A 24160-nucleotide genomic window follows, 5' to 3' on the forward strand; every position below is an offset into this window, starting at 1 on the left:
TATGAATATTATCAATTTAGAAACGTTCCGTGTTGCTGTACCGCTTACGAAACCATTTAAGACAGCTTTAAGAACGGTATATACTGCTGAATCGATTTTTGTGAAGATCAGTTGCGATAATGGAATTGTTGGTTGGGGAGAAGCACCACCCACTCATGTTATTACTGGTGACAGCCTGGGATCCATTGAGTCATCGATTCATCAGGTAATAAAGCCCTTTTTGATAAAAAAAGAACTGTTAAGCTATGAAGCTATTTTTCAAGGGTTAAAAACAATTCTTGTCGGTAATTCGAGCGCCAAGGCCGCAGTTGACATGGCCTTATATGATTGCCTTTCACAGCAGACAAAGTTGCCACTTTATCAATTCCTTGGTGGCTATCGAAATGAAATTGAAACCGATTTTACCGTAAGTGTGAATGATCCCGAGGAGATGGGAGAAGACGCCACTGAATATGTGAAAAATGGCTTCAACGTGCTGAAAATAAAAGTAGGTATTGGTGAAGTGAAGGACGACATTGCTAGAATCCATGAGATTAGAAGGCGAGTTGGATATGACGTCAAGTTAAGGCTGGATGCTAATCAAGGCTGGAGTCCGAAAGATGCGATTAGAGCAATCAGTAAAATGGAAGATAGTGGACTGGACATTGAACTGATTGAACAACCAGTAAAAGCAGATGATATTGAGGGTTTAAAAGCCGTTACTGATGCAGTTGAAACTTTGATTATGGCAGATGAAAGTGTTTTTACCCCTAAACAGGCTTTTCAGGTATTAAAGACTAGAAGTGCCGATTTGATTAACATTAAGTTGATGAAAGCAGGTGGAATCTATAACGCTCAAGCCATTAATACAATGGCTGAATTATGTGGCGTTGAATGTATGGTAGGCAGCATGATTGAGACAAAACTGGGCATCACTGCAGCTGCTCATTTCGCAGCGAGCAAAAAGAATGTGACACGTTTCGATTTCGACGCACCCCTGATGCTGGCGAAAGACATCATTGATGGCGGTATTCAATATAATGGATGTGACATTTCTTTCCCTAAATCACCCGGCTTAGGTATTCAAGCTGTCCACTTTGAAGGAGGAGTTACGCATGCCCAATAAAAAAATGATTGTGAATGTCCCAGTAGCGACTGTTTGGACTAAACAAGATTCTGCTCGTGAAATAGACGAAGCTGCTATTTCTAATCCTTCCAAAGTCGACGTTTGGTTAAAAGGATTAAACTATGATACTTTACTTGATTTGTGCGATGGAAACAGAGTACAGACACAAGTTTTATACGGTCAAGAAGTTCTTTTACTAGAGGAAAATGAAGGCTGGTCACATGTCATTGTTCTTGAACAACCTTCATCTAAAGACGAACGCGGCTATCCAGGTTGGATTCCTTCTGTTCAACTCTTTGAACAGCCCGACTGGGATCTTGCAACTGTACCTGTTGCAGCGATCACGAGCAAACAGGCGATTCTATTTTCAGAGAATATGGAAGCTTTACTTGAATTAAGCTATGAAACGGTATTACCAGTATTGGAGATTGAGAAAGAAAGGGTGTTAGTAAAAACACCTGAAGGTAAAGGCATTTTACAGCTACATGATGTAAGAATCTCTCAATCTCTTGAATTACGAGCGAAAGGAAATGGAGACGATATCGTAGCTGCAGGTGAGCAATTTCTTGGATTAGCTTATTTGTGGGGTGGAATGAGCAGCTACGGTTTTGATTGCTCTGGTTTCAGTTACACCATGTGCAAAGCCAATGGTTATATTATTCCGCGAGATGCCCACGATCAGGCAAAGGCCGGTGTGGCAGTTAAATTGGATGAATTAGAACCTGGAGATCTTTTATTTTTCGCATATGAAGAAGGAAAAGGAAATGTACATCATGTCGGAATCTATTATGGTGATGGCAAACTGCTGCATTCTCCAAAAACAGGTAAGGACATCGAAATCACGCCGATTATAGGCATGGATTATGAGAAGGAATTATGCGCAGCAAGACGCTACTGGCAAAAGACGGGGGACTGAAAATGGAAAAAAAGGCATTATTAGAAGTCAAAAATTTAAAGAAGCATTTCTTTCTTGGGAAAAATGAAATACTACAAGCTGTAGACGGAATTTCTTTTAACATATATAAGGGTGAAACGTTTGGACTTGTTGGTGAATCCGGTTGTGGAAAATCCACAGCCGGCAGAACCATCATCGGTTTGTATGACCGCACTGACGGTGAAGTCATCTTTGATGGCAAAAACGTTCATGAGCTTTCAGAAAAAGAAAAAGCAAAATTTCATCAGAAGATGCAAATGATTTTCCAAGATCCATATGCGTCTTTAAATCCGCGTGCAACGGTAAGAGAAATCATTGCAGAACCTATGGAAGTGAACGGATTATATCCAGATAAAAATGAGCGACTTGAACGCGTATATCAACTTTTGGAAGACGTAGGCTTAAATCGTGATCACGCTAATCGTTATCCGCATGAATTCAGCGGTGGACAGCGTCAGCGCATTGGAATTGCTCGCGCGCTAGCACTCGACCCAGATTTTATCATCGCGGATGAGCCTATTTCTGCATTAGATGTATCCGTGCAGGCACAGGTCGTGAATTTGATGAAACGTTTACAAAAGGAAAAAGGCTTAACATACCTATTCGTCGCTCATGACCTTTCAATGGTAAAGCAAATCAGCGACCGGATTGGCGTTATGTATTTAGGGCATCTTGTTGAGTTAACAGTAAGCCATCAACTTTATAAAAAACCTTTGCATCCGTACACAGAAGCACTCCTGTCAGCAATACCAATCCCTGATCCGGATGTAGAAGACAAGCGCGAACGTATTATTTTAAAAGGGGAATTACCAAGTCCAATCAATCCTCCGAGCGGTTGCGTATTCAGAACGCGCTGTCCATATGCCATGGATGTCTGCGCGACACATAAGCCAGAGTGGCAAGAAGTAGAGAAAGAGCACTATGTTGCTTGCCATTTATATAATAAAGAGTTAAATGGCAATCGTGAATTGATGCTTACTGGTGGAGTAAGATAATGAATCAGTTGCAGGTGGAGTTGCTAGAGATTGTCAACAATTGTCCAGGAAGAGCTAGCTTAAGCATTGATATCTGTGGGACAAGTTGGGAACTGGGCGGCCGTGAGGTTTATAAGTCTGCGAGTTTGATAAAAGTGATAATCTTAATAGAAGCTTTGAGACAAGTTGAGCAGGGAATCTATTCTTTAAATGATAAGTTTGTCATCACTAATGACAGTAAAGTCGGAGGGGCCGGGGTCATTCAAGCACTTTCTGATTCTATTGAATTTACATATTCTGATTTACTGACGCTTATGATTATCATCTCTGACAATACCGCAACCAACCAGGTGATCGAACTTCTTGGTTTTGATTCGATTAATCGATGCTGCAAGGATCTTGGTTTAGTGGATACTGCATTAAATCGTAAAATGATGGACTTTGGAGCTGCTCAACAAGGACGTGAAAACGTTACGACTTCCGGCGATATGGTTTCTTGTCTCAAGAAGGTGAATGAAGAGAGTTTCCTTTCAGAAGTGGGGCGAGCGGAGTTTCTCAGAATTATGTCCCTGCAACAATTTCAGAATAAACTTCCCGCACGGATCGATTTAGAAAAGGTAAAAGTCGCAAACAAAACAGGCGAACTGCCTGGAGTATCACATGATTGTGCTTTGATTGAGTTTGACGGGAAAATTGCTTATGTTGCCGTCTTGATTGATGAATTAGTTGTGACGGATGATGGCCGCACGGCGCTCAATTTGATTGGCGAGAAAGTAGCGACGTATTTGGTAGAGGGATTGTAGCTGTTAAGTAGGTGGTTTCTTATACTAGGAGAGGTAATGGGAGTCTCGATTGATGTCGACATATGGATATATGAGAGTATGATATCGATAAAAAGCAAAATCGTATCGATATATGCTGATTTCTTATTGATATATCTCAAAATCGTATTGATATAACTACAACCAAACCAATCTCATAGAAAAATACCCTCTGAAAACCTCTACAGACATCCATGACCTACATGATCATCTAAGAATCCGGGCATATTTATTGCCCGGTTTTTTTATCAGTATGTATATTGATAGAAAAACAACATAAGAGTGCTTGAATTTCCAAAAAAAGACTACCAAAAACTACGGAGGTGGCATGAAATGAGAAACGTAGTGCAAGCTCCTTTTGGCGGATACAAAGAAAGTGGATTAGGTCGTGTAGCTGGGCATTATGGGATTGAAGAACACCTTAAAGTGAAATATAATTCAATGGCAATGAATCTTGGGGAAAAGGCTTGAGCAGGGTGTAATAGGGAAGATGTCGCACATTGCTATCGTTTAATATCAATGTGCTAGCAAATCAATAGCAAAGATATTTTTATTATTTCAATATAATATTATATTTGAAAACGCTTTCATAAAATTTTGTCTTTTGGTACTTTTTGTCGTGATAAATCAACAATGATTAAAGGGTTTTAATGAATTTAAAAATCGTCAAAGATTGTTCAATATTTCACAAACTATTATTCATTTTGTGTGATATTCTTAAATCAGAAAGACACAAGGGAGTGATCAAAATGATGGTATGTGAATGGAGGCCTTTCTCAACAGATGCCGAAACTTACTCTTTACAAACATTTGAAGAAACGGTCGGTGACGAATTTGAATCAATGATGTTTACAGGTGATGATCTAATTCCTACTTACATCTGGACTGTAAATTTTGTGATCAAGGTGAAGCGTTGTTCCAATAAGTTTACTGACATTTCCTTTGAAAAAATCCCTCGAAACCCTGTTTGTGAGTAATGCAAAAAGCTATTAATTTTTATGATATTATGTGAAATGTTTCACAATATATGAGTAGGAAGATGGAGGTAATAAAGATGGCTGTTGTTGAAAAGGTATCAAAAGATAAACAAACTGAAGAGGTTATGATTGAACTTTTAGTTGAAAACGGACTTAAGGCATTAAAAGAATTTCAAGGTTTTACGCAAGAAATGATCGATGAAATTGTGAAAGAAATGGCTCTTGCAGGATTGGACCAACATATGCCGCTTGCGAAGCTTGCAATTGAAGAAACAAAGCGTGGTGTATATGAAGACAAGATCATCAAGAACATGTTTGCTACGGAATATGTTTACCACAACATTAAGTATGATAAAACAGTAGGCATCATTGATGAAAATGAACAGGAAGGAATCGTGCATATCTCGGAACCTGTAGGAGTTATTGCAGGTGTAACACCAGTTACGAATCCTACTTCAACAACCATGTTCAAATCACTGATTTCCATTAAAACTCGTAATCCTATCATCTTTGCTTTTCATCCATCTGCTCAAAAATGTAGCAGTGAAGCAGCAAGAATTTTACGCGATGCAGCTGTAAGAGCCGGTGCTCCTGAAAACTGTATCCAATGGATTGAAAAACCATCGCTTGCAGCTACTCAGCTCTTGATGAATCATCCGAAAATATCACTCATTCTTGCTACAGGCGGTGCTGGAATGGTGAAATCAGCTTACAGTTCCGGTAAGCCAGCACTCGGCGTTGGACCAGGTAACGTACCGTGCTATATTGAAAAATCCGCAAATATTAAGCGTTCAGTGAACGATCTTATTTTATCAAAAACCTTTGACAACGGTATGATTTGTGCTTCAGAACAAGCCGTCATCATCGATAAAGAAGTTTACGATGAAGTAAAAGCAACGATGATTGCTCAAGGCTGTTATTTCTTAAGTGAAGAAGAGAGAGCAAAAGTTGAAAAGCTTGTAATCAATGAACATTCCTGTGCAGTAAACGCGGATATCGTAGGGATGCCAGCATATAAGATAGCTGCAATGGCTGGAGTTATTGTACCAGAAGAAAGTAAAATACTGGTTGCCGAATTGAAGGGCGTTGGACCGCAATATCCACTTTCACGTGAAAAATTAAGCCCAGTTCTTGCTTGTTACAAAGTTAAGAGTTTAGAAGAAGGCTTAACACGTGCTGAACAAATGCTAGACTTCGGTGGACTTGGACACTCTGCCGTCTTACATTCTACCAATGAAGAAGTGATGAATGCTTTCGGAAAAAGAATGAAAGCTGGACGAATTATCGTTAATGCACCATCTTCTCAGGGAGCTATCGGGGATATATATAATGCTTTCATGCCTTCATTAACACTGGGCTGTGGTACTTTCGGAGGTAACTCTGTATCTACAAACGTTGGTGCCATCCACCTTGTGAACATCAAGAAAATGGCGAAAAGAGCTGTAAATATGCAATGGTTTAAGGTGCCACCTAAAGTTTATTTTGAAAAGAATTCTACGCAATACTTAACAAAAATGCCGAACATTTCAAAAGCTCTTATCGTTACCGATCCAGGTATGGTGAAACTTGGGTACGTCGACAAAGTTCTATATTACTTACGCAAACGACCAGACTATGTACATTGTGAAATCTTCTCCAATGTTGAGCCAGATCCATCTATCGAAACGGTTATGAAGGGTGCAGAAATGATGGCAAACTTCCAACCGGATGTGATCATCGCATTGGGTGGGGGATCTGCGATGGATGCGGCAAAAGGTATGTGGTTGTTTTATGAACATCCAGATGCTGAATTCTTTGGACTGAAACAAAAGTTTCTTGATATCCGTAAACGTATCGTTAAGTATCCAAAACTCGGAGACAGAGCGAAGTTCGTGGCTATACCGACTACATCAGGCACTGGTTCTGAAGTTACGTCATTCGCAGTAATTACAGACAAGGAAGCGAACATCAAGTATCCTTTGGCTGACTATGAATTGACGCCAGATGTAGCAATCATTGACCCGCAATTTGTCATGACTGTACCAAAAGTCGTAACTGCTGATACGGGAATGGATGTTCTGACACATGCGATTGAAGCGTATGTGAGCATTATGGCCAACGATTATACGGATGGATTAGCCATCAAGGCGATCCAGCTCGTATTTGAATACTTGCCACGAGCATACCGAAACGGAAGCGACGAGCTTGCACGCGAGAAAATGCATAACGCATCTACGATTGCTGGTATGGCATTTGCTAATGCATTCCTTGGAATCAATCATAGCTTGGCACATAAATTGGGAGCAGAATTCCATATTGCACATGGTCGCGCTAATACGATTTTGATGCCACATGTGATTCGCTACAATGCGACTAAGCCGAAGAAATTTGCAGCATTCCCTAAATACGAACACTTTATCGCGGATCGCCGTTATGCAGAAATTGCTATCGCACTTGGACTCCCTGCTAATACAGTTGAAGAAGGAGTAGAAAGCCTCATCAAAGCGGTAGTGAAACTTGCAAAAGAGTTGGATATCCCGATGAGCATCGAAGCGAACGGCGTCGACAAAGCGACCTTCGAAAGCCGCGTTGATTTCTTGGCTGAACGTGCGTTTGAAGATCAATGTACAACTGCCAATCCGAAGCTACCACTCGTAACAGAACTTGCTAATGTGTACCGCGCTGCGTTTAAAGGAGTTTAGTTGTAATTAGTAGATGGAGTAGGCCCCTTTACGGGGGGCCTACTCTTTAGATTTGTGTAGAATTGGTGAACTTTAGGGGCAAATTGGGTGTAGGGTGGTAGAATAATTGGTGAGGAAGTAGGAGGTTCTGAGGAAGAGGTGTCGATTGTTGTCGACATATCGATATATGCTCATTTCATATCGATATAATGAAAAATCATATAGATAAACCGTGGTTTCATATTGATATATTGCAAAATCATATTGATAAAGATTATCATTACCTGGAATTCTAGAAATTTATTTAGGGGGTGTAATATTTTGATAGTAAAACATCGTGATTTTCCTATCCATTTGAGGGCAACGGAAGCATTATTTCGAAGATTGCCACAATCTCATCCTAAAAAAGCCAAAATTGAACGTGATTTTTTAAAAAGAAAGGCAGGTTTCGAAGGGGAACTTAAACTTGATTATCCATTTAGCTTACTTGATGAAGAAAAATATGATATTTTGCTAGATTTAAGGTTACCTTTTAAAGAACACTTCTTTCAAATAGATGCCCTCATCCTCACAAAGAGTTACTTCCTTAACGTTGAAGTTAAGAACATTTCTGGAATCCTCACTTTTGATCCATACTTCAAACAATTTCTTCGCAATTATAGGGGTGACGAAGATGCTTTTCGTAATGCAGTGTCACAGGCTGCCCAACAAACACTTCAGTTAAGAAAATATATCCCTCAGCTTAATTATCCAGGTGAATTTGTTGTCGTTAATGCAAATTCTAATTCAATTTTCCGAACTACAAAAGAAACCAAATCGTTAGATAAAAAGGTTTGTCCAATTGGATCATTACTTGATCTCATTTATGAAATGGATACGCAATTCACTGAAGTAATGGATAAAAAAGAAATTAAAAAAATCACAAAAAGACTATTGAAGGCTCATACTCCAAGAGAAAACAAAATCTTAGATTCTTACGGAATAAAGCCTGATGAAATCATTACTGGAGTACAATGTTCCAAGTGCAAGAAAATTCCAATGAAATATATAAAAGGGTTCTGGGTTTGCTACCAATGTGCTAACCAAAACAGAGATGGTCATGTACAAGCGGTCATTGATTACTTTCTTTTGATGGGAAATAGTATCAATAACTCTCAATTTCGTAACTTTATGCAATTACCATCCGCAATTATTGCGACTAACCTACTTCAAAAATTATCACTTAAAAGTACCGGAGTAAATAAAGGTCGTACTTATACGTATTGTTTTGAAACAAAAAAAGGTGTGACATATTGATTCATCACACCACACCGTATCACCCAACCGCGCGCTCCGCCAAATTCTCTCGTTCTTTCCCGACATTCATCCTCATTGCCCAAAAAAAGAATACCGCTCCACAACCGATGTAAAGTAATCCACCTGCTAAGCCCATTTGTCTTGGGGTGAAGAATTCGAGCAAGACCCCGGTCATGAACATGGATAAACCGATACATGTATTGGCAATGGTTGCTGAGAAGCTGAAATAAGCTCCGTGAAGTTTTGAAGGAATGGTTTCCATTGCAACCGTGTCAAGTAGGGTGTTTCCAACACCTCCGAAGATCGTCAGTGTCCCGAATAGCACAACTACTATCGCAAATGAACCGGTCTGGCTGATGATGCTCAAGAAGACTCCTTCCAAGGCAATGCAAACAAAGGCAATTGCAAGGAAGTGGCGATTGATATATTTTGTGATTAAAGGGCTAATAACAAACCCTGTTCCTAAAACACTGTACAAGATACCCACACCAAGGTCACCGGCTTTGAAGGTTTCGACAGCATAGACGCTAAGTAAAACATTTTCTATTCCGTTGATAGATGCTACAACCATTTCAAAAGAAATGAGCATGAGTAAGAAAGAAGATATTAGTACGGTAGGGAAGAACTTTGTTTTTAATGGTTTTAAAGAAGCAACCGATTGTTCCTTACCAGAATCATGAACATTTCCCTTACTTTCAAGTGAATCTATTCCCGAAATAATCCATCCTGCCAAAATAAACGATGCGACATTAACAAGGAAGGCAGCTTGTGCGCCAAAGATATACGAAACTACTCCTCCGGTGAAAGCCCCTATAATTAAGACAAAGCCTAACATTACTTGTTCCCAAGAGTTAACTTGTTTCAAATGAATTCTTTCCACGATGGCTGGAATACTTGATTTTCTGGCAGGTGAATAGAGAGCTTCGCCACTCGCTAACAAAAATGAACCGACGTAGGCAATCCATAAATCTGCTTCAGAATCAATAAAAAGGAAGGAAAGTGCGACTAGTGCCCTTGCAAAGTCAGTGATGATCATTAATTTCTTCCTTGAGATTTTTTCTGCCACTACACTGCTGAATGGTCCAAAAAACAGGAAAGGTAATAATCTTAATGCCATCGTAATTCCAACCGACAAACCAGAACCAGTCATTTGAAGGATTAAGGCCAACAAGGCAACTTGACTGAATCGATCACCAACTCCATTAATTAAACCCGCTGTTAGAAGTCTTCGATAAGATTTTTCTAATTTTAGTACTTGAAACATACAATCACCCATCTAATTTGATTTGCGTCTAATTAGATAATAATCGAATCGATATTAAGAAGACAATAGTTTTTTGAAAAATAAAATAATGATATCCATGATAAAGTCGCCATATCAATTGAACGGCATAATCTAGAAGAAAAAAGGTGTGATTATCTTGATGCATTATGTGAAACCCGGTGAAACGCTTGCGCTCATTAGCACAAACTATCGTATACCTTTTGGGAAGCTTCTTGCAGCTAATCCTCAAATAACTAACCCAAATTATATTTTAATCGGTCAGCAAATCGTCATACCCGGGTTGAGGGAACCTTCTAGCATTCCCTATAAAATAATCGTTTCCCTTGGAGCACGACGACTTACACTAACAAAGAATAATCAAGTCATGAAAAGCTATCCGATTGCGATAGGGAAGATGCTGACTGTCACACCACTTGGAGAATATGTCATTGTAAATCGTGAACCGAATCCTGGTGGACCTTTTGGTGCAATGTGGCTTTCGCTCTCAAGGGCAGGTTACGGTATTCACGGAACAAACAATCCTTCCTCGATAGGAAAAGCTGTATCAAAGGGATGTATTCGTCTATATAACAAGGATGTACTAGAACTTGCAAGCCTTGTACCAAACGGAACTTCAGTAACAATAAGAGCCTAACATTCTTATATTCTCAAAAAGAAATATATTGTGATAGGATAAAATATCCAATAGAACCAGGAGGCAAATATGAAAAGAGTATATATACTACTTACAGTAATTGGAGCAATCTTGCCTTATTATTTTTTTATCAACTTCATTATGGTAAACGGTTTAAATTTAAAATTACTAGGTGATTACTTGTTTGCCAACACCATTTCTTCTTTCTTCGCGACCGATTTCTTTATTTCATGTATTGTTTTTTGGCTTTTCATGTACAACGAAGTGAAAAAGTATAAAATAAAGGAATGGTGGATTTGTTTGATTCTTAATCTTACAATTGGTCTGTCATGTGCATTGCCACTGTTTTTGTATTTTAGACATGCGTATGAAGATAGAAAAATGAACTAAAAGGTGGCAGTGTTTTTATAAAAAGGCAGGTGTAACAAATGTTCGGACAAGCAAAAGAAGTATTGAAAAATTACTTTGGATATGAAGAATTCCGCGAAGGGCAAAAAAAGACCATTGAGCGTGTATTAGATGGGGAAAATACTCTTTGCGTCATGCCGACAGGTGGTGGTAAATCACTATGTTATCAGGTGCCAGCGTTAGTGTTTTCAGGTACGACCATTGTTATTTCTCCGCTAATCTCACTCATGAAGGATCAGGTTGATACGCTAACACAACTGGGAATTTCGGCAGCCTATATCAATAGTTCGTTAAGTGGAACTGAATTACAGGAAAGAATGCAGGCGGCGCGTGAAGGTAAGTACAAGTTATTATATATTTCGCCAGAACGTCTTGAGTCCGGATCGTTTTTAGCACAATTGGGCAATCTCGAAATTCCGCTCATCGCTGTAGATGAAGCGCATTGTATTTCACAATGGGGACACGATTTCCGCCCAAGTTATCGATATATATCCGATATTCTTAATCATATACATACGAAACCAATCATATTGGCTTTAACTGCCACGGCAACTCCAATTGTAAGGCGCGACATTTCAGAAGCACTTCATATTGATGATCAAAATGAAGTAGTTACGAGTTTTGAGAGAAAGAACCTTTCTTTTTCCGTCATTAAGGGCCAAGACCGTGACCAGTTCTTAATGGATTATGTTAAAAAGAACATTCATGAATCTGGCATTATCTATGCAGCGACTCGTAAACAGGTTGATCAGCTGCACCTTCAACTGAAAAAAGCAGGACTTAAGGTGGCCCGTTATCACGCAGGGATGAGCGATGGCGATCGATTAGGTGAGCAGAACGATTTTCTTCTGGATGAAACACCCTTGATGGTAGCAACATCCGCATTCGGGATGGGTATCGACAAGTCTAATGTTCGTTACGTAATCCATTATCAAATGCCGCGTAATATGGAGAGCTATTATCAAGAAGCGGGGAGAGCAGGGAGAGATGGTTTAGATAGTGCTTGTTTACTTCTGTATGCATCCCACGATACGCAAATTCATCGCTTCCTTATTGACCAAGGTACTGACCCATCCCGCATGCCGATGGAAATTGAAAAACTTCACCAAATGGTTGGTTACTGTCACACTGAAAATTGCTTGCAAAGCTGGATTGTAGAGTATTTCAACGAAGCTTCGCCAGGCCCATGCGGACGTTGCAGCAACTGTACTGACCAACGTGAAACGGTAGATGTCACAAGAGATGCGCAAATGGTACTTTCTTGCATCATTAGGATGGGACAAAGGTATGGAAAAGCGGCTGTTGCCAAAGTATTGACTGGTTCAAAAAGCAAAACAATCACTCAATTCAATTTTCACACTTTAAGTACGTATGGCATTATGAAAGAGCGTAGCGCAAAAGATGTGAGCGATTTTATCGATTACTTGGTGACAAAAGATTTAATTGGGATTGAACACGGTCAATTCCCAACGATTTATCTCACTCCGGAAGGTAAAGCGGTCTTAATGGGGAATGGCACCGTCACGAGAAAAGAAGAAATGAAAGCAAAAGCAATATCTAAAAGCGATCCTCTATTCGAAGAATTACGTGCACTAAGAAAACAAATGGCTGACCAGAAGAAGGTTCCTCCGTTTGTTATTTTTTCAGATACGAGCTTACAGGACATGTGTGCGCAAAGACCTTCGACAAGAGAAGAAATGTTAAAGGTCAAGGGTGTAGGTAAGCATAAACAAGAATTATACGGGGACAGATTCTTAGAGGTAATTCAAACTTTCCTTCAACTTCATCCTGATGTCAATGAAGAGAAATTGGTGGTTAGGGAAGTGATCAAACAGGATCAGAATTCTTTAGAAACTGAAAAAATCCCGTCTCACATTACAACTTACGAACTATATTCAGAGGGTAAACTATTACAAGAGATTGCAGACGAAAGGGACTTGTCATTGGTCACAGTCGAAAATCATCTTTTCAAATGTTCAGATGAAGGAATGACTGTTGATTGGAAATCATTCTTGTCTGAAGAGGAAACTCAATTAATTGAAAAAGCAGTGGAAGAAGCGAAATCCGATAAACTTAAAGCCATAAAGGAACTTTTACCGGAAGATTTTTCGTATTTCATGATTAAAGCTTATTTTTATTTGAAAAATATTAATGAATAATCACTTACACTAAAGCCTCCACGCTTCATAAACTAACAGGTGTTTTTGAGTAAAAATAAATTCGCAGATCCATTAGCAGTTCAATTCGCAAATGAATTGGACTGCTTCTTCTTATTTAAGTTTCTGTATCATTCGTTAATGATCTGAAAGTTTTTGACAGATTTAATAAAGAGAAAGCTTGAAAAAGTTTTATCGGTTGATGCTATATCAGAAAGTCAGCGTGCTACTTTATTAAAACAATTTCTATCCAAAACTACAAAAGGATGGGAATAGTTGTTTGAAATTTACGGGTGATTCCTCAATTTGATGGTTACCCTTTTTTCTATTCCACAAGAAAGATTGTGAAGTGTTTCACTTAAATTAACGTCGGCTTTAGGTAGTTTGCATAGATCGTCAAAAGACGGTCTATTTTTTGTAACTAAGGGTGGAGTTCTATACATAAAAAATATAAATTAAAGGAATTCACGGAGGGCCAATGGAATATTTTTGTAATTAAAAGTGTGTTTTGTGGGGTGGAGATTTTGAAAAAGAAATTGAGCATCATATCTTTGATTCTAATATTTTCAGTTTTGGTTTTTATTACATTCGCTAAATTTAGTAATCCTATTTGTATTGATGGTGTTTCTATTTCAATAAAGGAAGATGGAAAAAATGATGTTGTTTTTCACATTTATAACAAAGGTCTTAAGAGCGTAACCATAGAGGAATTCACTTTAAATAATAAGAATCATCCTAAAGGATTAGCATTGGGGATTAGTTATGATACACAACAATTAGTACAAAGTGGGACTAATAATCCCTTGATTAAATTTATGAAGATCGACTCAGAACTCATTGAACCAAGGTTAACGAATCAGGAAATGAAAGAAGCAATTAAAAGAAAAGAAATGACACCTATTCATTATGGAATTAGAGTTGAGTATGATGAAGAACCAATAGAAAGTATGACCATTAAATATCAGTATTTCGGGTTTGCAGTCACCAAAAAATATTCATTGGAAAGATGGAATCTAGGAACTAACTAGTAGTTTAGTTACACTAATAAACAAAGTTAGAAAAAAGGCTGTCTTTGTTTCCTTATTTACGATTAAAACGTGCAAAAATCATTCTTTATATAACGGCTTTAGTTGAATAAGACATTAATAAGAAACGCTCTGAGCTTTTTCAAGTTCGGAGCGTTTTTCTGTTCTAAGTATAATGCAATTTTTGGGTCAATTGTTACAATACACCAGAAAACAAGCGGGCAAATGATTCTTTCGTGCGCATCCAAAAACTTCTTTTGTAATATTCGACAGGACGTATCCTTACGCTATCCTTTAGATCTTCTTCAAATTGTGCTACAAGATCTCGAATGGAAGTTGTCCCATATAAGAACACGTTCACTTCAAAGTTTAAATGGAAACTTCTCATATCCATGTTGGCCGTTCCAATCGAGGCTAGATTTCCATCAACAATGATTATCTTCTGATGCAAAAATCCTTTTTGATACATGTAGATTTCAGCACCGCATCTCAACAATTCTGGAAAATAAGATCTGGTCGCATACTCTGTTAAGATGCTATCATTTTTTTCAGGTACGAGGATTCTGACCTCAATACCTTTTGTAGCTGCAACCCTCAAGGCAGTTCGAATGGCTTCGTCAGGTACAAAATAGGGCGTAGCAATCCAAATAGATTGTTTGGCGTTCATCATCATGGAAAAATAATAATCCCCCATGATTCCTTGCTGAGTGTCAGGGCCACTTGCCACAACTTGAACTGCACCATTAGTACCTTCTTCGAACGGAGAAGAAACAGTTTCATAACGACCGATGACATCCTCGCCACTGACATATTCCCAGTCGAGCAAGAATACGTGATGAAGAGTGTTTACGGCTTCACCCTCTAACATGACATGGGTATCTCTCCAAAATCCAAAATTTTCGTCTTCGCCGAGATATTCGATTCCAACGTTTAAGCCGCCAACAAATCCAACTTTCCCATCTATGACAACGATTTTTCGGTGGTTTCTAAAATTGAATTTTTGATTAACAAAACCGAGTTTAAGTGGAGAAAATGGATAAGCTTTTATTCCTGCATCAATCATTTTCTTGATCAATGCACTTCCCAATTTAAGACTGCCGGCTGCGTCAAACATGAAAAGAACTTCTACACCAGCTTTTGCTTTTTCAATAAGGATCTCGACAATTTCTTCACCGAGTCGATCAGAACGGAAAATATAATATTCCATATGAATAAAAGATTCTGCTTCCTGCAGTTGTTTCTTTATTTGATCAAATGTTTCTTTCCCATTTTTTAAAATGGTCGATTGAGATGCAGTGTTTGGTGTAGTAAAAGATGCACGACTCGCGTACGTAGCAAATTCCTGTTGATTGTCCTGTAGAAATGTCAGATCTGTTGATGAATCCTTGCGGAGCAATTTTTGCCATTCTTCACGGTCATAACTCCTTTTGCTTTTAAAAAGGTAACCTTTTAAATAGAGTTGACCTGAATAGAGATAGAATAAATAACCAATTAGCGGAAAACAGAGCAACACGTACATCCATAACAATGTGTGATGGGATGATCTGTTCTCTAATATCAGGGAATACATACTGATGAGGATAATGATTGCATAAATACCGATAGAAATGCCTTTAACAACATAATTGTAATCAGTAAAAAATACGATATATAGAGCTGCTGCTAAGACGATGACAAATAAAAATTCAATTCTTTGTTTTTTCATGATTAACTCCCTAATTATTGAATGTAGTAGCAAGAACTATATACCCAAACATGCATCCTATAGAAACCATCACCACCAGTAATATTTTGCACCAACTTGGGAACGTTATGAATAGAGGTCTGTAGCTCAATGGTCAGAGCAGCCGATAGAGAAAATCGTTCTCTGTTGTGCAGTTTACGGGTTCGAGTCCCGTCAGACCTTTTTAATAGTTAAAAGTGTGGTGATTTAAATGAAGGATGGACAAAATTTGCCTACAAGAGAAGTATTGGATGAAAGTTTTCATTTTCTCCATGATCAAATCACGAGAATTACCGTAGCTGAAGAGGCGGAAATGATTAAAGCAGAGAGAGAATCTGAAACAAACGAATAATCAAAGCGTTTATCAGACTGCTTATGCGGTCTTTTTTATTTACTGTATATGTAATCTGTGTTGATGACATTAAACAAATAGAAATTAGTGAATGATTCCGCTCCAGGATGCTCGCTTTCCCTAGGGGCTTATCCGTGTCGCTGCTGCCGCTGGAGTCTCGCACCTTACGCTACAATCAACTGTCTTATTGATGCTATGTTTTGCTTTCACATTTAAGAGAAGTGCCTTTATTTTTTCGTAAATAGACGATTTGTATCAAAGTGGACGAAGTGAAATCAATATCGTATATTATTTTCTATGGACATTGTCCAAAGTCAAAGGAAAGTGATGATTTTTTTGCCTAATTCTTTTTATCAAATGAACACAGTGTTTATCTCTATTCTTATTGAATCACTACCTTTTGTTATTATCGGAGTATTTATTGCCGGTATTATTCAAATGTTTGTCACAGAAGAAAAAATTGCGAAAATCATGCCAAAAAACCCTATTTTGGCTGTACTTTTCGGAACATTTTTAGGAGCACTTTTTCCCGCATGTGAATGTGGAATCGTTCCAATAGTAAAACGACTAGTAGGTAAAGGTGTACCTATTTCAGCCGGAATTGCTTTTATGCTGACGGGGCCGATCATAAATCCAGTGGTGCTTTTTTCGACATATGTTGCTTTTGGAAGTGACTGGAGAATGGCGTTGTATCGTGCACTGGGAGCAGTAATTGTTTCCGTTTTAGTTGGATTGATTATTGCTTACTTTTTTAAAGGAAATCCTCTCAAAACGAAAGAAGTCCATCATCATCATCACCATCATCCGGTTTTATCCATAAGGAAAAAAATATGGCAAACATTGCAACATGCCATTGATGAGTTTTTTTCTATGGGCAAGTATTTGATTATTGGTGCCTTGATTGCTGCAGCCGCACAGACTTATTTAAAAACGGCCACCCTTGTGGCAATTGGACAAGGGGAAGCATCCTCCTCAGTAGTCATGATGACCTTGGCGTTTGTATTATCACTATGTTCTGAAGCAGATGCATTTATCGCATCCTCATTTAGAAGTACTTTTTCAACTGGGTCTCTTGTAGCATTCTTAGTTTTTGGTCCTATGATTGATATTAAGAACGTTTTGATGATGTTAGGGACATTCCAAACTAAACTGGTGCTGATGATTATTTCATTAACGGCCATACTGGTCTTTGTATATTCTTTATTGATATAGGTGGTGGGTAAATGTTTCGAGGTCTCATATTAATTGGCTTTACATATTTTATCATGCATTTACACACGAGCGGGGATATAAGCAAGTACATCAATATGAAGTATGCTTATCTTTCTTTTAGTGCCATGATTGCCTTAGGTTTGCTCGCCATCGTGCAAATCATTATTGTTGCCAAGGAAGATCACGCAGTAACAGAATGTGGTGTAGATTGTTGTGATCATAGCCATGATGATGAACAAAAATGGTACAAAAAACTTTATGTTTATCCTCTTTTTGTTTTCCCCATCATTAGTGGCTTGTTTTTCCCTGTAGCAACTTTGGATTCGAATATTGTGAAAGCAAAAGGCTTTCATTTCCCTATTTATGAAGAAGGAGAAGCTGATCCGTACGCTCAGCAACAATTCTTGCGCCCTGATACAAGTGTTTATTATGGGGCAGAGGCTTACGATAAGCTGATGAAAAAAGAAAAAAATAAGTATTTGAGCAAAGAGAAGATTGAAATAACGGACGGCAATTACATGAATACGATGGAAACCATCTACAATTTTCCTGGTGAATTCCTTGGAAAAGAAATTGAAATGAAAGGTTTTGTGTTCAATGATGCTGAAACCGTCGAGAAAAATCAGTTATTCATTTTTCGTTTCGGTATTATACATTGTATCGCTGATTCAGGAGTATTTGGGATGCTTGTTGATATGCCCGAAGGAGTAAAGCTTAAAAATGACAACTGGATTGAAGTAAAAGGTGAGATTTCCAATGTTTATTATCAACCTTTTAAAGCTACGATTCCAATGATTAAGGTCAAGGAATGGAAAACAGTAGGAGCACCTGAGGATGAATATGTTTATCGAAAGAGTATATAAATTGAGTTGGGACTATGGACATAAATTTAGACTTTGCTAATCCCATTATTTTGATTCTTGTTTAATTTATAAGATTTGTGTTACGATTTTCCTTTCATAAAAAGACTTGAGAAATGTAAGGTGTCTCAAGTCTTTCTTTTTGTCTTTAGCTGTTTTTTGCATTGAATGTTGCTTTTACGAATAATGCAACAACACGTATAGATACTTATTTCGGGATCTTTACCTCAAAATGAGGCTTTTCTTTTGATGTAAATTGAATAGATAAAAGATGATGAGGAAAAAATCTTAAATTTAGTGTAAAATTATAAGGAGACATATACCCTCCTACGCATTTAAAACACTCAAAAATAGCACTATGAGATGGCACATGATAGAATAATAGGAAGAAACAAGAAATCGAGATAATTTGTTTTATATGAAAGAAGGAATGAGAATGGGATTTAAGCAGAAACAGCTCACTGGTTTTGGGCTCATTTTTGTGTTTATGATTGTTTTGGTCGCCAGCACATTATTTATGGTTGGCAATATGAAAGAGAAAATGCTCGAAATGGTTGAGGACCGCTATGCTAAAGTGAACATGGCTACGGAAATCAGACAGTTATTCTATCAAATTGATCAAAATAATACGCTCGCTTTCGGAGAGGGTGTATCTGACCAAACTCAAATCCAAAATTTATATGATAAATCACAAGATTATCATCAAGAAATCATTCAAAAGTCACAATCACTTTATGCAATTCTGAATAAACCAAAATCAAAAGTCTTTTTAAATGATGTCATTGAACAACATCGAAATTATATGACAATCGAAAAGGAAATCTTTCGTCTTTCACAGGATGCTTCTAATAATCTAGAACGAGCTAAATTATTAGAAGAACAAAACGAGACAAAAGCAAAACTGTTAAAAAATATTAATTCGTTCAAGTCTTATCAAGAATCTCTAATGGTTGACGCCTTTAAAGATGCAAACGAGACATATGAAGAAATGAACTTTTTTATTGCTCTAGCAGTCTTTGTTTCTATTTTTGGGATAGTTGTTACTGGTTATTGGGTGGTTAGAAGTACCACTACACAACTCAAAGGGATTTCAAGCGTGATGAAATCAGTTGATTACGAGCAACTATCTTCCATTCCAAGAGCATCTGTCAATTCAAAAGATGAAATTGGTGAAATCGCAGTCGCTTTCAACGAAATGGCACACTCGCTTGAAACTTATAATGAAAAAGAAAAGAACTATACTTCAGAGATTGAAAGTCAAACTTGGATTCAAACGAGATTAGCAGAATTAGCAACGATGTATCAACGTATAGAGGATATAGATATTCTCACTACTCGTTTTGTTTCTAAAATAGCGCCGATGGTTGACGCGTCATCAGCTGCCTTTTACTTGAAGCAAACTGATGGGAATAAAGTGGTATACAGAAAGCACGCAACATACGCCGATGATAACACAGACCTAGGCAGACTCGAATTCAGAGTCGGTGAAGGCCTCATTGGACAAGCCGTCTTGGAAAAGAAACAACTTCTGATTGAAGAAGTTCCAAATCAGTACAAATTAATCAAAACAGGACTAGGAGAGGTAAAGCCGAATAGTATCCTGATTGCACCTGTTCTTTTTGAAAATGATGTAGTTGGAGTCATTGAACTTGCGACATTGACTGAATTTTGTCCTAAACAAGAACAACTCCTCACTTTATCACTTGATACATTAGGATTAACGATTAATAGTGTTCAAGGTCGTATGGAAATTGAAAGATTACTACGCGAGACCCAAGTTCAAGCAGAGGAATTGCAAACTCAATCTGAAGAATTGCAAACCCAATCTGAAGAACTTCAAGCACAATCAGAAGAGCTTCAGTCACAATCTGAAGAAATGCGCATGATTAATGAGCAGCTTGAGGAAAGAAATCGTGATGCTGAAGCGAAAACAGCGGAACTTGAAAAAACAAAGGCATTTTTAGAAAAGCAGGCTGTTCAGCTTAAACTAGCATCCAAGTATAAATCCGAGTTCTTAGCTAACATGTCACATGAACTGAGAACGCCTTTAAATAGTATTCTCATCTTATCCGATATGATGGCTGATGAGGATATGAACGAAGAACAGAAAGAGTTTGCTCGTGTCATCAATACTTCTGGTAAAGATTTATTATCGTTGATCAATGATATTTTAGACTTATCAAAGGTAGAAGTAGGAAAGCTTGATGTTGTATTTGGAGAAATGAACTTAAGCGAACTACCGGGTTTACTACACAGGAATTTCCAACACATAGCTGATAGTAAAGGTATACAGCTAAATATCAAGAAATCAGAAAATGTACCAGAAATTTTTTATACAGATGAACAAAGGCTGCAACAAATTATTAAAAACTTGTTATCAAATGCCTTTAAGTTTACTGAAAAAGGTGCAGTAGAAGTTTCTATCAGTCAACCATCATTGGATGTGGTAAAGCAAAAGTGGCCATCCGCTAAAGAAGGTAGTTGGATAGAAATTGCCGTAACCGATTCAGGTATCGGAATTGCAGAAGATCAGCAAGAATTAATTTTTGAAGCGTTCCAGCAAGTTGATGGGGCGACTATGAGAAAATATGGCGGTACTGGATTGGGATTATCTATTTGTAGAGAGTTTGCTAAACTTCTAGGCGGGTATATCTTTGCTGAGAGTGTAGAAGGAAAAGGCAGTACCTTTACATTGAGAATTCCAAACCTCCCTGATGGAATGGAAAAGAACGAAGATACAATCATTGCTAATCAAGAGGTAGCAGTGACAGTTATTGAAAATGAAGTAGAGTTGGACGAAACAAATTTCTCTCCTGTAAAGGCAGAAATGACTCCTACTGTCGACTTACCAGCTTTACCATCCAATCTATTAAGAAATAAGAAAGTCTTAGTGGTAGATGATGATAATCGAAACATTTTCGCTCTTCAGCATGCGCTTGAAAAAGAGGGCATGGATATCATTGCGGTACAAGATGGTAAAAGCTGTTTAGATATTCTTCAAAAGACAGAAGATATTGATGTAGTGTTAATGGATATTATGATGCCAGGTATGGATGGTTACGAGACAATGAGACGCATTCGTGTGATGCCACATTTTGTTGAATTACCAATCATTGCTTTGACAGCAAAAGCGATGAAAGGCGACCGTGAAAAGTGTCTAGAAGCAGGAGCATCAGATTACATCAGTAAACCACTGCAGCTCGAACAACTTCTTTCTGTGCTAAGAGTATGGCTGGCACACCCAACTAAAGAATAACGAGCAAGAAAGGGTGTGAGATCATGAGACGGTTTTTGAATCAACATGAAATAGAAGAATTGGAAACAGACTTATTACTGCAAGCTTTGTATCGGATCACAGGTTTCGATTTTCAAGAGTATATGCGCTCTTCGATCTCACGGAGAATCCAATTTCGAATGCAGCAGGAACGTCTTCCATCTATTAGTTCTTTGATTGTAAAAACATTACATGAAGAAGGATTTGCTGATAAATTATTGAATGATTTTTCAATAAATGTTACTGAAATGTTTAGAGATCCATTGTTTTTTGCATCATTCCGAGAAAATGTGGTGCCGTATCTTAAATCTTTGCCGGAAGTTAGGATATGGCACGCAGGTTGTTCGACTGGAGAAGAAGTGTTTTCAATGGCTATTCTGTTAAAAGAGGAAGGGCTCTACGAAAAGACGAATATCTACGCAACAGACATGAATGAACATGTTCTTAACAAGGCCAAAACAGGTTCAATCGATTTGAAGAAAATGCAATCCTATACAAAGAACTACATTCAAGCTGGTGGTACGAGTGCTTTTTCTGAATACTATACTACTGATAGCGAAAAGGCTATTTTAGACGAACGCTTGCTTGAAAATGTTGTTTTTGCCCAACACAATTTGGTTACGGACCACTCCTTTAATGAATTTCATGTCATTGTGTGCCGTAACGTATTGATTTACTTTAATCCAGAATTACAGCAAAAAGTGAACCAACTTTTCTATGATAGTCTTTCATCAAAAGGATTTCTCTGTCTGGGACAAAAGGAAACGCTACGACCTTACAAACTGTCTAGTTTTTATGAGGATTTTGATCATCAATATCGTATTTATCAGAAAAAATAAGCATGAAAACTGCCTGATTAGGCGGTTCTCATGCTTTTTTGTGTTTTCATAATCTTATATTGCAATTTATCAAATTTGGTAGTGGTTGATGTCAGCTTCAAGATGCACGCTTCATTCAAACTAAAAGGGTTTTATTCACAAAACCAAATTTAATAACAACAACACATTTCTATAGAGTCATTATTTATCCTTTTGTAAATTGGACAAGGGAATAGCAAAACACACACTCTCGAGCTGTGCAAAAGTACTTCATAGGCAAGATGAATAACAAATCCACCTACGAGAGTAGTAGAAAAGTACTACATAAGTGAGAAAAAACAGATTAATAGGGGGAATCCCCTCTACATTTACCTCTAATACTTTTAAAGACCACCAAAAAAGTCCTCAGAATAAAAAAACTGACTCAAGAGATCGTTTCAACGACCATTTGAGTCAGCCTTTTTTACTTAGCTTGCACAACCAACACACACATATCATCTGGTTGATGCTTTTGTAGACTTTCTGGGAGGACATAATCAATCGGTTCTCCGGATTTAAGGCCTTTCCATGGTGTAGTCGCCGTTTTCATCAAGTAGTTCAACCCGTCTTCCTGTTTTTCTTCTAAAGTCTCGACGATTCCATCAGTGAGAAGGATAAGCTGCAAACTATCCTTGTAATGGATTGTTGATTTTTCTATTTTCAGCATTTCGGGAAAGAAACCGACAGCACAAGAGCCTTTCGTTAAAGTTGCGACTTGTTTTTCATCAATTAGAGCATATCCAGGAGGGTGACCAGCATTTACATACTCAACCTTTTTCTCTTTAGTGTCTATAACAAGATAAATCGCTGTAAAGTAGTATTGCATCATCGTTTCTTGCTTATTGATAAAGGACATCCAACGGTTAAGTTCTTTGATTACTGCCTCTGGTTCGATGTGTGTACGAATGGCATCACGCAACACGGAGGAAATGAACATACAAACAAGGGAAGCAGAGATTCCATGTCCCATCATATCGAGCAATATGATGCCATAACGATGCTCATCGATTTGATGCCAATAATACATGTCACCTGCAAGCTTATTAGCAGGTAAATGCGAAGCCTTTATCAGGAGCTTTTCAGAATTAACGGTTTCGCTCAAAAGACTGCTTTGAATTTGCATGGATAAATCTAGCTCGTTACGGATTTTTTCCTCTTGTTCTCTATGCCAATCTTTTTCATATTTAAGTCTTAAACCAACGCGAATACGTGCTAATAATTCAACTTTATTGATCGGTTTCATGATGTAATCAATTCCACCGACGTCGAGTGCTTCAACGACTTTGTTTGTATCTTCCAATGCCGTTACAAATATGACGGGAATATCTCTCAGATGAGCGTACTGCTGAAGTCGTTTACAAGCTTCAATTCCGTCAATTCCAGGCATCATGATATCCATTAAAATGACGTCAACAGATATTGGCTGAGGATAAGGACTATCCAGTTGAAGATAATCAAAAAGTTCCTGTGCAGACGTAAGAGATATGTATTCTGTATAACCAGCCCGATTTAGTATTTTTTCGATTAAGTATAGATTTACATGATTGTCGTCCACGATTACAATCGACATGATATTCTCCTTCATCCACCACATTGCTCCAAAGGGA

At 38.0% G+C, this 24160-nt stretch carries 19 protein-coding genes, 1 tRNA gene and 1 pseudogene; 18 read left to right on the top strand and 3 right to left on the bottom strand.

Annotation, left to right across the window (positions count from 1 at the left end; genetic code table 11):
- Nucleotide 1 precedes the first annotated feature (1 nt).
- The 8 genes and pseudogenes from BMZ31_RS10100 (at nucleotide 2) to BMZ31_RS10130 (ending at nucleotide 8767) form a co-directional block, all read left to right on the top strand.
- Complete coding sequence (locus tag BMZ31_RS10100; protein WP_090831622.1) at nucleotides 2–1105, top strand: dipeptide epimerase; 1104 nt, start codon at nucleotides 2–4, stop codon at nucleotides 1103–1105.
- Nucleotides 1095–2021 (top strand): C40 family peptidase, encoded by a 927-nt coding sequence (locus tag BMZ31_RS10105; RefSeq protein WP_090831623.1) that lies wholly within the window; start codon nucleotides 1095–1097, stop codon nucleotides 2019–2021. Before BMZ31_RS10100 ends, BMZ31_RS10105 begins: the two co-directional genes overlap by 11 nt.
- Before the next feature lie 2 nt (nucleotides 2022–2023).
- Nucleotides 2024–3034 (top strand): ABC transporter ATP-binding protein, encoded by a 1011-nt coding sequence (locus tag BMZ31_RS10110; protein ID WP_090831624.1) that lies wholly within the window; start codon nucleotides 2024–2026, stop codon nucleotides 3032–3034.
- On the top strand, nucleotides 3034–3816 hold the full coding sequence (locus tag BMZ31_RS10115) for a serine hydrolase (protein ID WP_090831625.1): 783 nt from the start codon (nucleotides 3034–3036) through the stop codon (nucleotides 3814–3816). Before BMZ31_RS10110 ends, BMZ31_RS10115 begins: the two co-directional genes overlap by 1 nt.
- Before the next feature lie 366 nt (nucleotides 3817–4182).
- Nucleotides 4183–4305 (top strand): annotated as a pseudogene (locus BMZ31_RS20040) (aldehyde dehydrogenase family protein); the annotation flags it as partial.
- Nucleotides 4306–4583: 278 nt separating this feature from the next.
- Complete coding sequence (locus BMZ31_RS10120; RefSeq protein WP_090831626.1) at nucleotides 4584–4811, top strand: hypothetical protein; 228 nt, start codon at nucleotides 4584–4586, stop codon at nucleotides 4809–4811.
- Between the two features lie 62 nt (nucleotides 4812–4873).
- The gene (gene adhE, locus BMZ31_RS10125; RefSeq protein WP_090831627.1) at nucleotides 4874–7492 is read left to right on the top strand and encodes a bifunctional acetaldehyde-CoA/alcohol dehydrogenase; all 2619 of its coding nucleotides are present in this window, start codon (nucleotides 4874–4876) and stop codon (nucleotides 7490–7492) included.
- A gap of 363 nt (nucleotides 7493–7855) precedes the next feature.
- A complete protein-coding gene (locus tag BMZ31_RS10130) occupies nucleotides 7856–8767 on the top strand; it encodes a nuclease-related domain-containing protein (protein ID WP_175478070.1) in 912 nt (303 codons plus the stop codon).
- Between the two features lie 19 nt (nucleotides 8768–8786).
- On the opposite strand, the gene BMZ31_RS10135 is transcribed toward BMZ31_RS10130, so the two are convergent.
- Nucleotides 8787–10031, bottom strand: coding sequence for an MFS transporter (locus BMZ31_RS10135; protein ID WP_175478071.1), 1245 nt, complete (start codon nucleotides 10029–10031; stop codon nucleotides 8787–8789).
- Between the two features lie 154 nt (nucleotides 10032–10185).
- On the opposite strand from BMZ31_RS10135, the gene BMZ31_RS10140 reads away from it, so the two are divergent.
- The 4 genes from BMZ31_RS10140 (at nucleotide 10186) to BMZ31_RS10155 (ending at nucleotide 14278) form a co-directional block, all read left to right on the top strand.
- Nucleotides 10186–10686: a L,D-transpeptidase family protein gene (locus tag BMZ31_RS10140; protein ID WP_175478091.1), complete on the top strand. Its 501-nt coding sequence runs from the start codon at nucleotides 10186–10188 to the stop codon at nucleotides 10684–10686.
- 69 nt (nucleotides 10687–10755) lie between these two features.
- Nucleotides 10756–11076, top strand: coding sequence for a DUF2834 domain-containing protein (locus tag BMZ31_RS10145; protein ID WP_090831631.1), 321 nt, complete (start codon nucleotides 10756–10758; stop codon nucleotides 11074–11076).
- Between the two features lie 38 nt (nucleotides 11077–11114).
- A complete protein-coding gene (recQ, locus tag BMZ31_RS10150) occupies nucleotides 11115–13253 on the top strand; it encodes a DNA helicase RecQ (RefSeq protein ID WP_090831632.1) in 2139 nt (712 codons plus the stop codon).
- Between the two features lie 521 nt (nucleotides 13254–13774).
- Nucleotides 13775–14278, top strand: coding sequence for a hypothetical protein (locus BMZ31_RS10155; protein ID WP_090831633.1), 504 nt, complete (start codon nucleotides 13775–13777; stop codon nucleotides 14276–14278).
- Nucleotides 14279–14471: 193 nt separating this feature from the next.
- Here BMZ31_RS10155 and cls read toward each other — a convergent pair whose 3' ends face one another.
- Nucleotides 14472–15980, bottom strand: coding sequence for a cardiolipin synthase (gene cls, locus BMZ31_RS10160; protein ID WP_090831634.1), 1509 nt, complete (start codon nucleotides 15978–15980; stop codon nucleotides 14472–14474).
- Nucleotides 15981–16095: 115 nt separating this feature from the next.
- On the opposite strand from cls, the gene BMZ31_RS10165 reads away from it, so the two are divergent.
- From BMZ31_RS10165 to BMZ31_RS10185, 6 genes are all read left to right on the top strand, one after another.
- A tRNA-Ser gene (locus BMZ31_RS10165) sits at nucleotides 16096–16181 on the top strand.
- Nucleotides 16182–16209: 28 nt separating this feature from the next.
- Nucleotides 16210–16350: a hypothetical protein gene (locus tag BMZ31_RS20320; RefSeq protein WP_175478072.1), complete on the top strand. Its 141-nt coding sequence runs from the start codon at nucleotides 16210–16212 to the stop codon at nucleotides 16348–16350.
- Between the two features lie 327 nt (nucleotides 16351–16677).
- Entirely contained in the window at nucleotides 16678–17562 is an 885-nt protein-coding gene (locus BMZ31_RS10170; RefSeq protein WP_090831999.1) for a permease, read from the top strand.
- 11 nt (nucleotides 17563–17573) lie between these two features.
- Nucleotides 17574–18425 (top strand): TIGR03943 family putative permease subunit, encoded by an 852-nt coding sequence (locus BMZ31_RS10175; protein WP_090831635.1) that lies wholly within the window; start codon nucleotides 17574–17576, stop codon nucleotides 18423–18425.
- A 433-nt stretch (nucleotides 18426–18858) separates the two neighbouring features.
- Entirely contained in the window at nucleotides 18859–21678 is a 2820-nt protein-coding gene (locus tag BMZ31_RS10180) for a response regulator (protein WP_090831636.1), read from the top strand.
- 23 nt (nucleotides 21679–21701) lie between these two features.
- Nucleotides 21702–22535 (top strand): CheR family methyltransferase, encoded by an 834-nt coding sequence (locus BMZ31_RS10185; protein ID WP_090831637.1) that lies wholly within the window; start codon nucleotides 21702–21704, stop codon nucleotides 22533–22535.
- A 442-nt stretch (nucleotides 22536–22977) separates the two neighbouring features.
- Here BMZ31_RS10185 and BMZ31_RS10190 read toward each other — a convergent pair whose 3' ends face one another.
- Nucleotides 22978–24123 carry a PP2C family protein-serine/threonine phosphatase gene (locus BMZ31_RS10190; RefSeq protein WP_090831638.1) on the bottom strand — a complete coding sequence of 382 codons (1146 nt, stop codon included), beginning with the start codon at nucleotides 24121–24123 and terminating at the stop codon, nucleotides 22978–22980.
- Between the last annotated feature and the right edge of the window lie 37 nt (nucleotides 24124–24160).

Source organism: Bacillus sp. cl95 (genome assembly GCF_900115925.1).
In the GTDB taxonomy this organism is placed as follows: domain Bacteria; phylum Bacillota; class Bacilli; order Bacillales; family Cytobacillaceae; genus Neobacillus_A.

Excerpts from the sequence above, each read along its gene's own strand:
- BMZ31_RS10180 (WP_090831636.1), top strand. The coding sequence starts at position 18,859 with ATGGGATTTAAGCAGAAACAGCTCACTGGTTTTGGGCTCATTTTTGTG.
- BMZ31_RS10100 (WP_090831622.1), top strand. The coding sequence starts at position 2 with ATGAATATTATCAATTTAGAAACGTTCCGTGTTGCTGTACCGCTTACG.
- BMZ31_RS10185 (WP_090831637.1), top strand. The coding sequence starts at position 21,702 with ATGAGACGGTTTTTGAATCAACATGAAATAGAAGAATTGGAAACAGAC.
- BMZ31_RS10170 (WP_090831999.1), top strand. The coding sequence starts at position 16,678 with ATGATTTTTTTGCCTAATTCTTTTTATCAAATGAACACAGTGTTTATC.
- BMZ31_RS10135 (WP_175478071.1), bottom strand. The coding sequence starts at position 10,031 with ATGTTTCAAGTACTAAAATTAGAAAAATCTTATCGAAGACTTCTAACA.
- BMZ31_RS10190 (WP_090831638.1), bottom strand. The coding sequence starts at position 24,123 with ATGTCGATTGTAATCGTGGACGACAATCATGTAAATCTATACTTAATC.
- BMZ31_RS10105 (WP_090831623.1), top strand. The coding sequence starts at position 1,095 with ATGCCCAATAAAAAAATGATTGTGAATGTCCCAGTAGCGACTGTTTGG.
- BMZ31_RS10145 (WP_090831631.1), top strand. The coding sequence starts at position 10,756 with ATGAAAAGAGTATATATACTACTTACAGTAATTGGAGCAATCTTGCCT.
- recQ (WP_090831632.1), top strand. The coding sequence starts at position 11,115 with ATGTTCGGACAAGCAAAAGAAGTATTGAAAAATTACTTTGGATATGAA.
- BMZ31_RS10120 (WP_090831626.1), top strand. The coding sequence starts at position 4,584 with ATGATGGTATGTGAATGGAGGCCTTTCTCAACAGATGCCGAAACTTAC.
- BMZ31_RS10115 (WP_090831625.1), top strand. The coding sequence starts at position 3,034 with ATGAATCAGTTGCAGGTGGAGTTGCTAGAGATTGTCAACAATTGTCCA.
- BMZ31_RS10175 (WP_090831635.1), top strand. The coding sequence starts at position 17,574 with ATGTTTCGAGGTCTCATATTAATTGGCTTTACATATTTTATCATGCAT.
- BMZ31_RS20320 (WP_175478072.1), top strand. The coding sequence starts at position 16,210 with ATGAAGGATGGACAAAATTTGCCTACAAGAGAAGTATTGGATGAAAGT.
- cls (WP_090831634.1), bottom strand. The coding sequence starts at position 15,980 with ATGAAAAAACAAAGAATTGAATTTTTATTTGTCATCGTCTTAGCAGCA.
- adhE (WP_090831627.1), top strand. The coding sequence starts at position 4,874 with ATGGAGGTAATAAAGATGGCTGTTGTTGAAAAGGTATCAAAAGATAAA.
- BMZ31_RS10110 (WP_090831624.1), top strand. The coding sequence starts at position 2,024 with ATGGAAAAAAAGGCATTATTAGAAGTCAAAAATTTAAAGAAGCATTTC.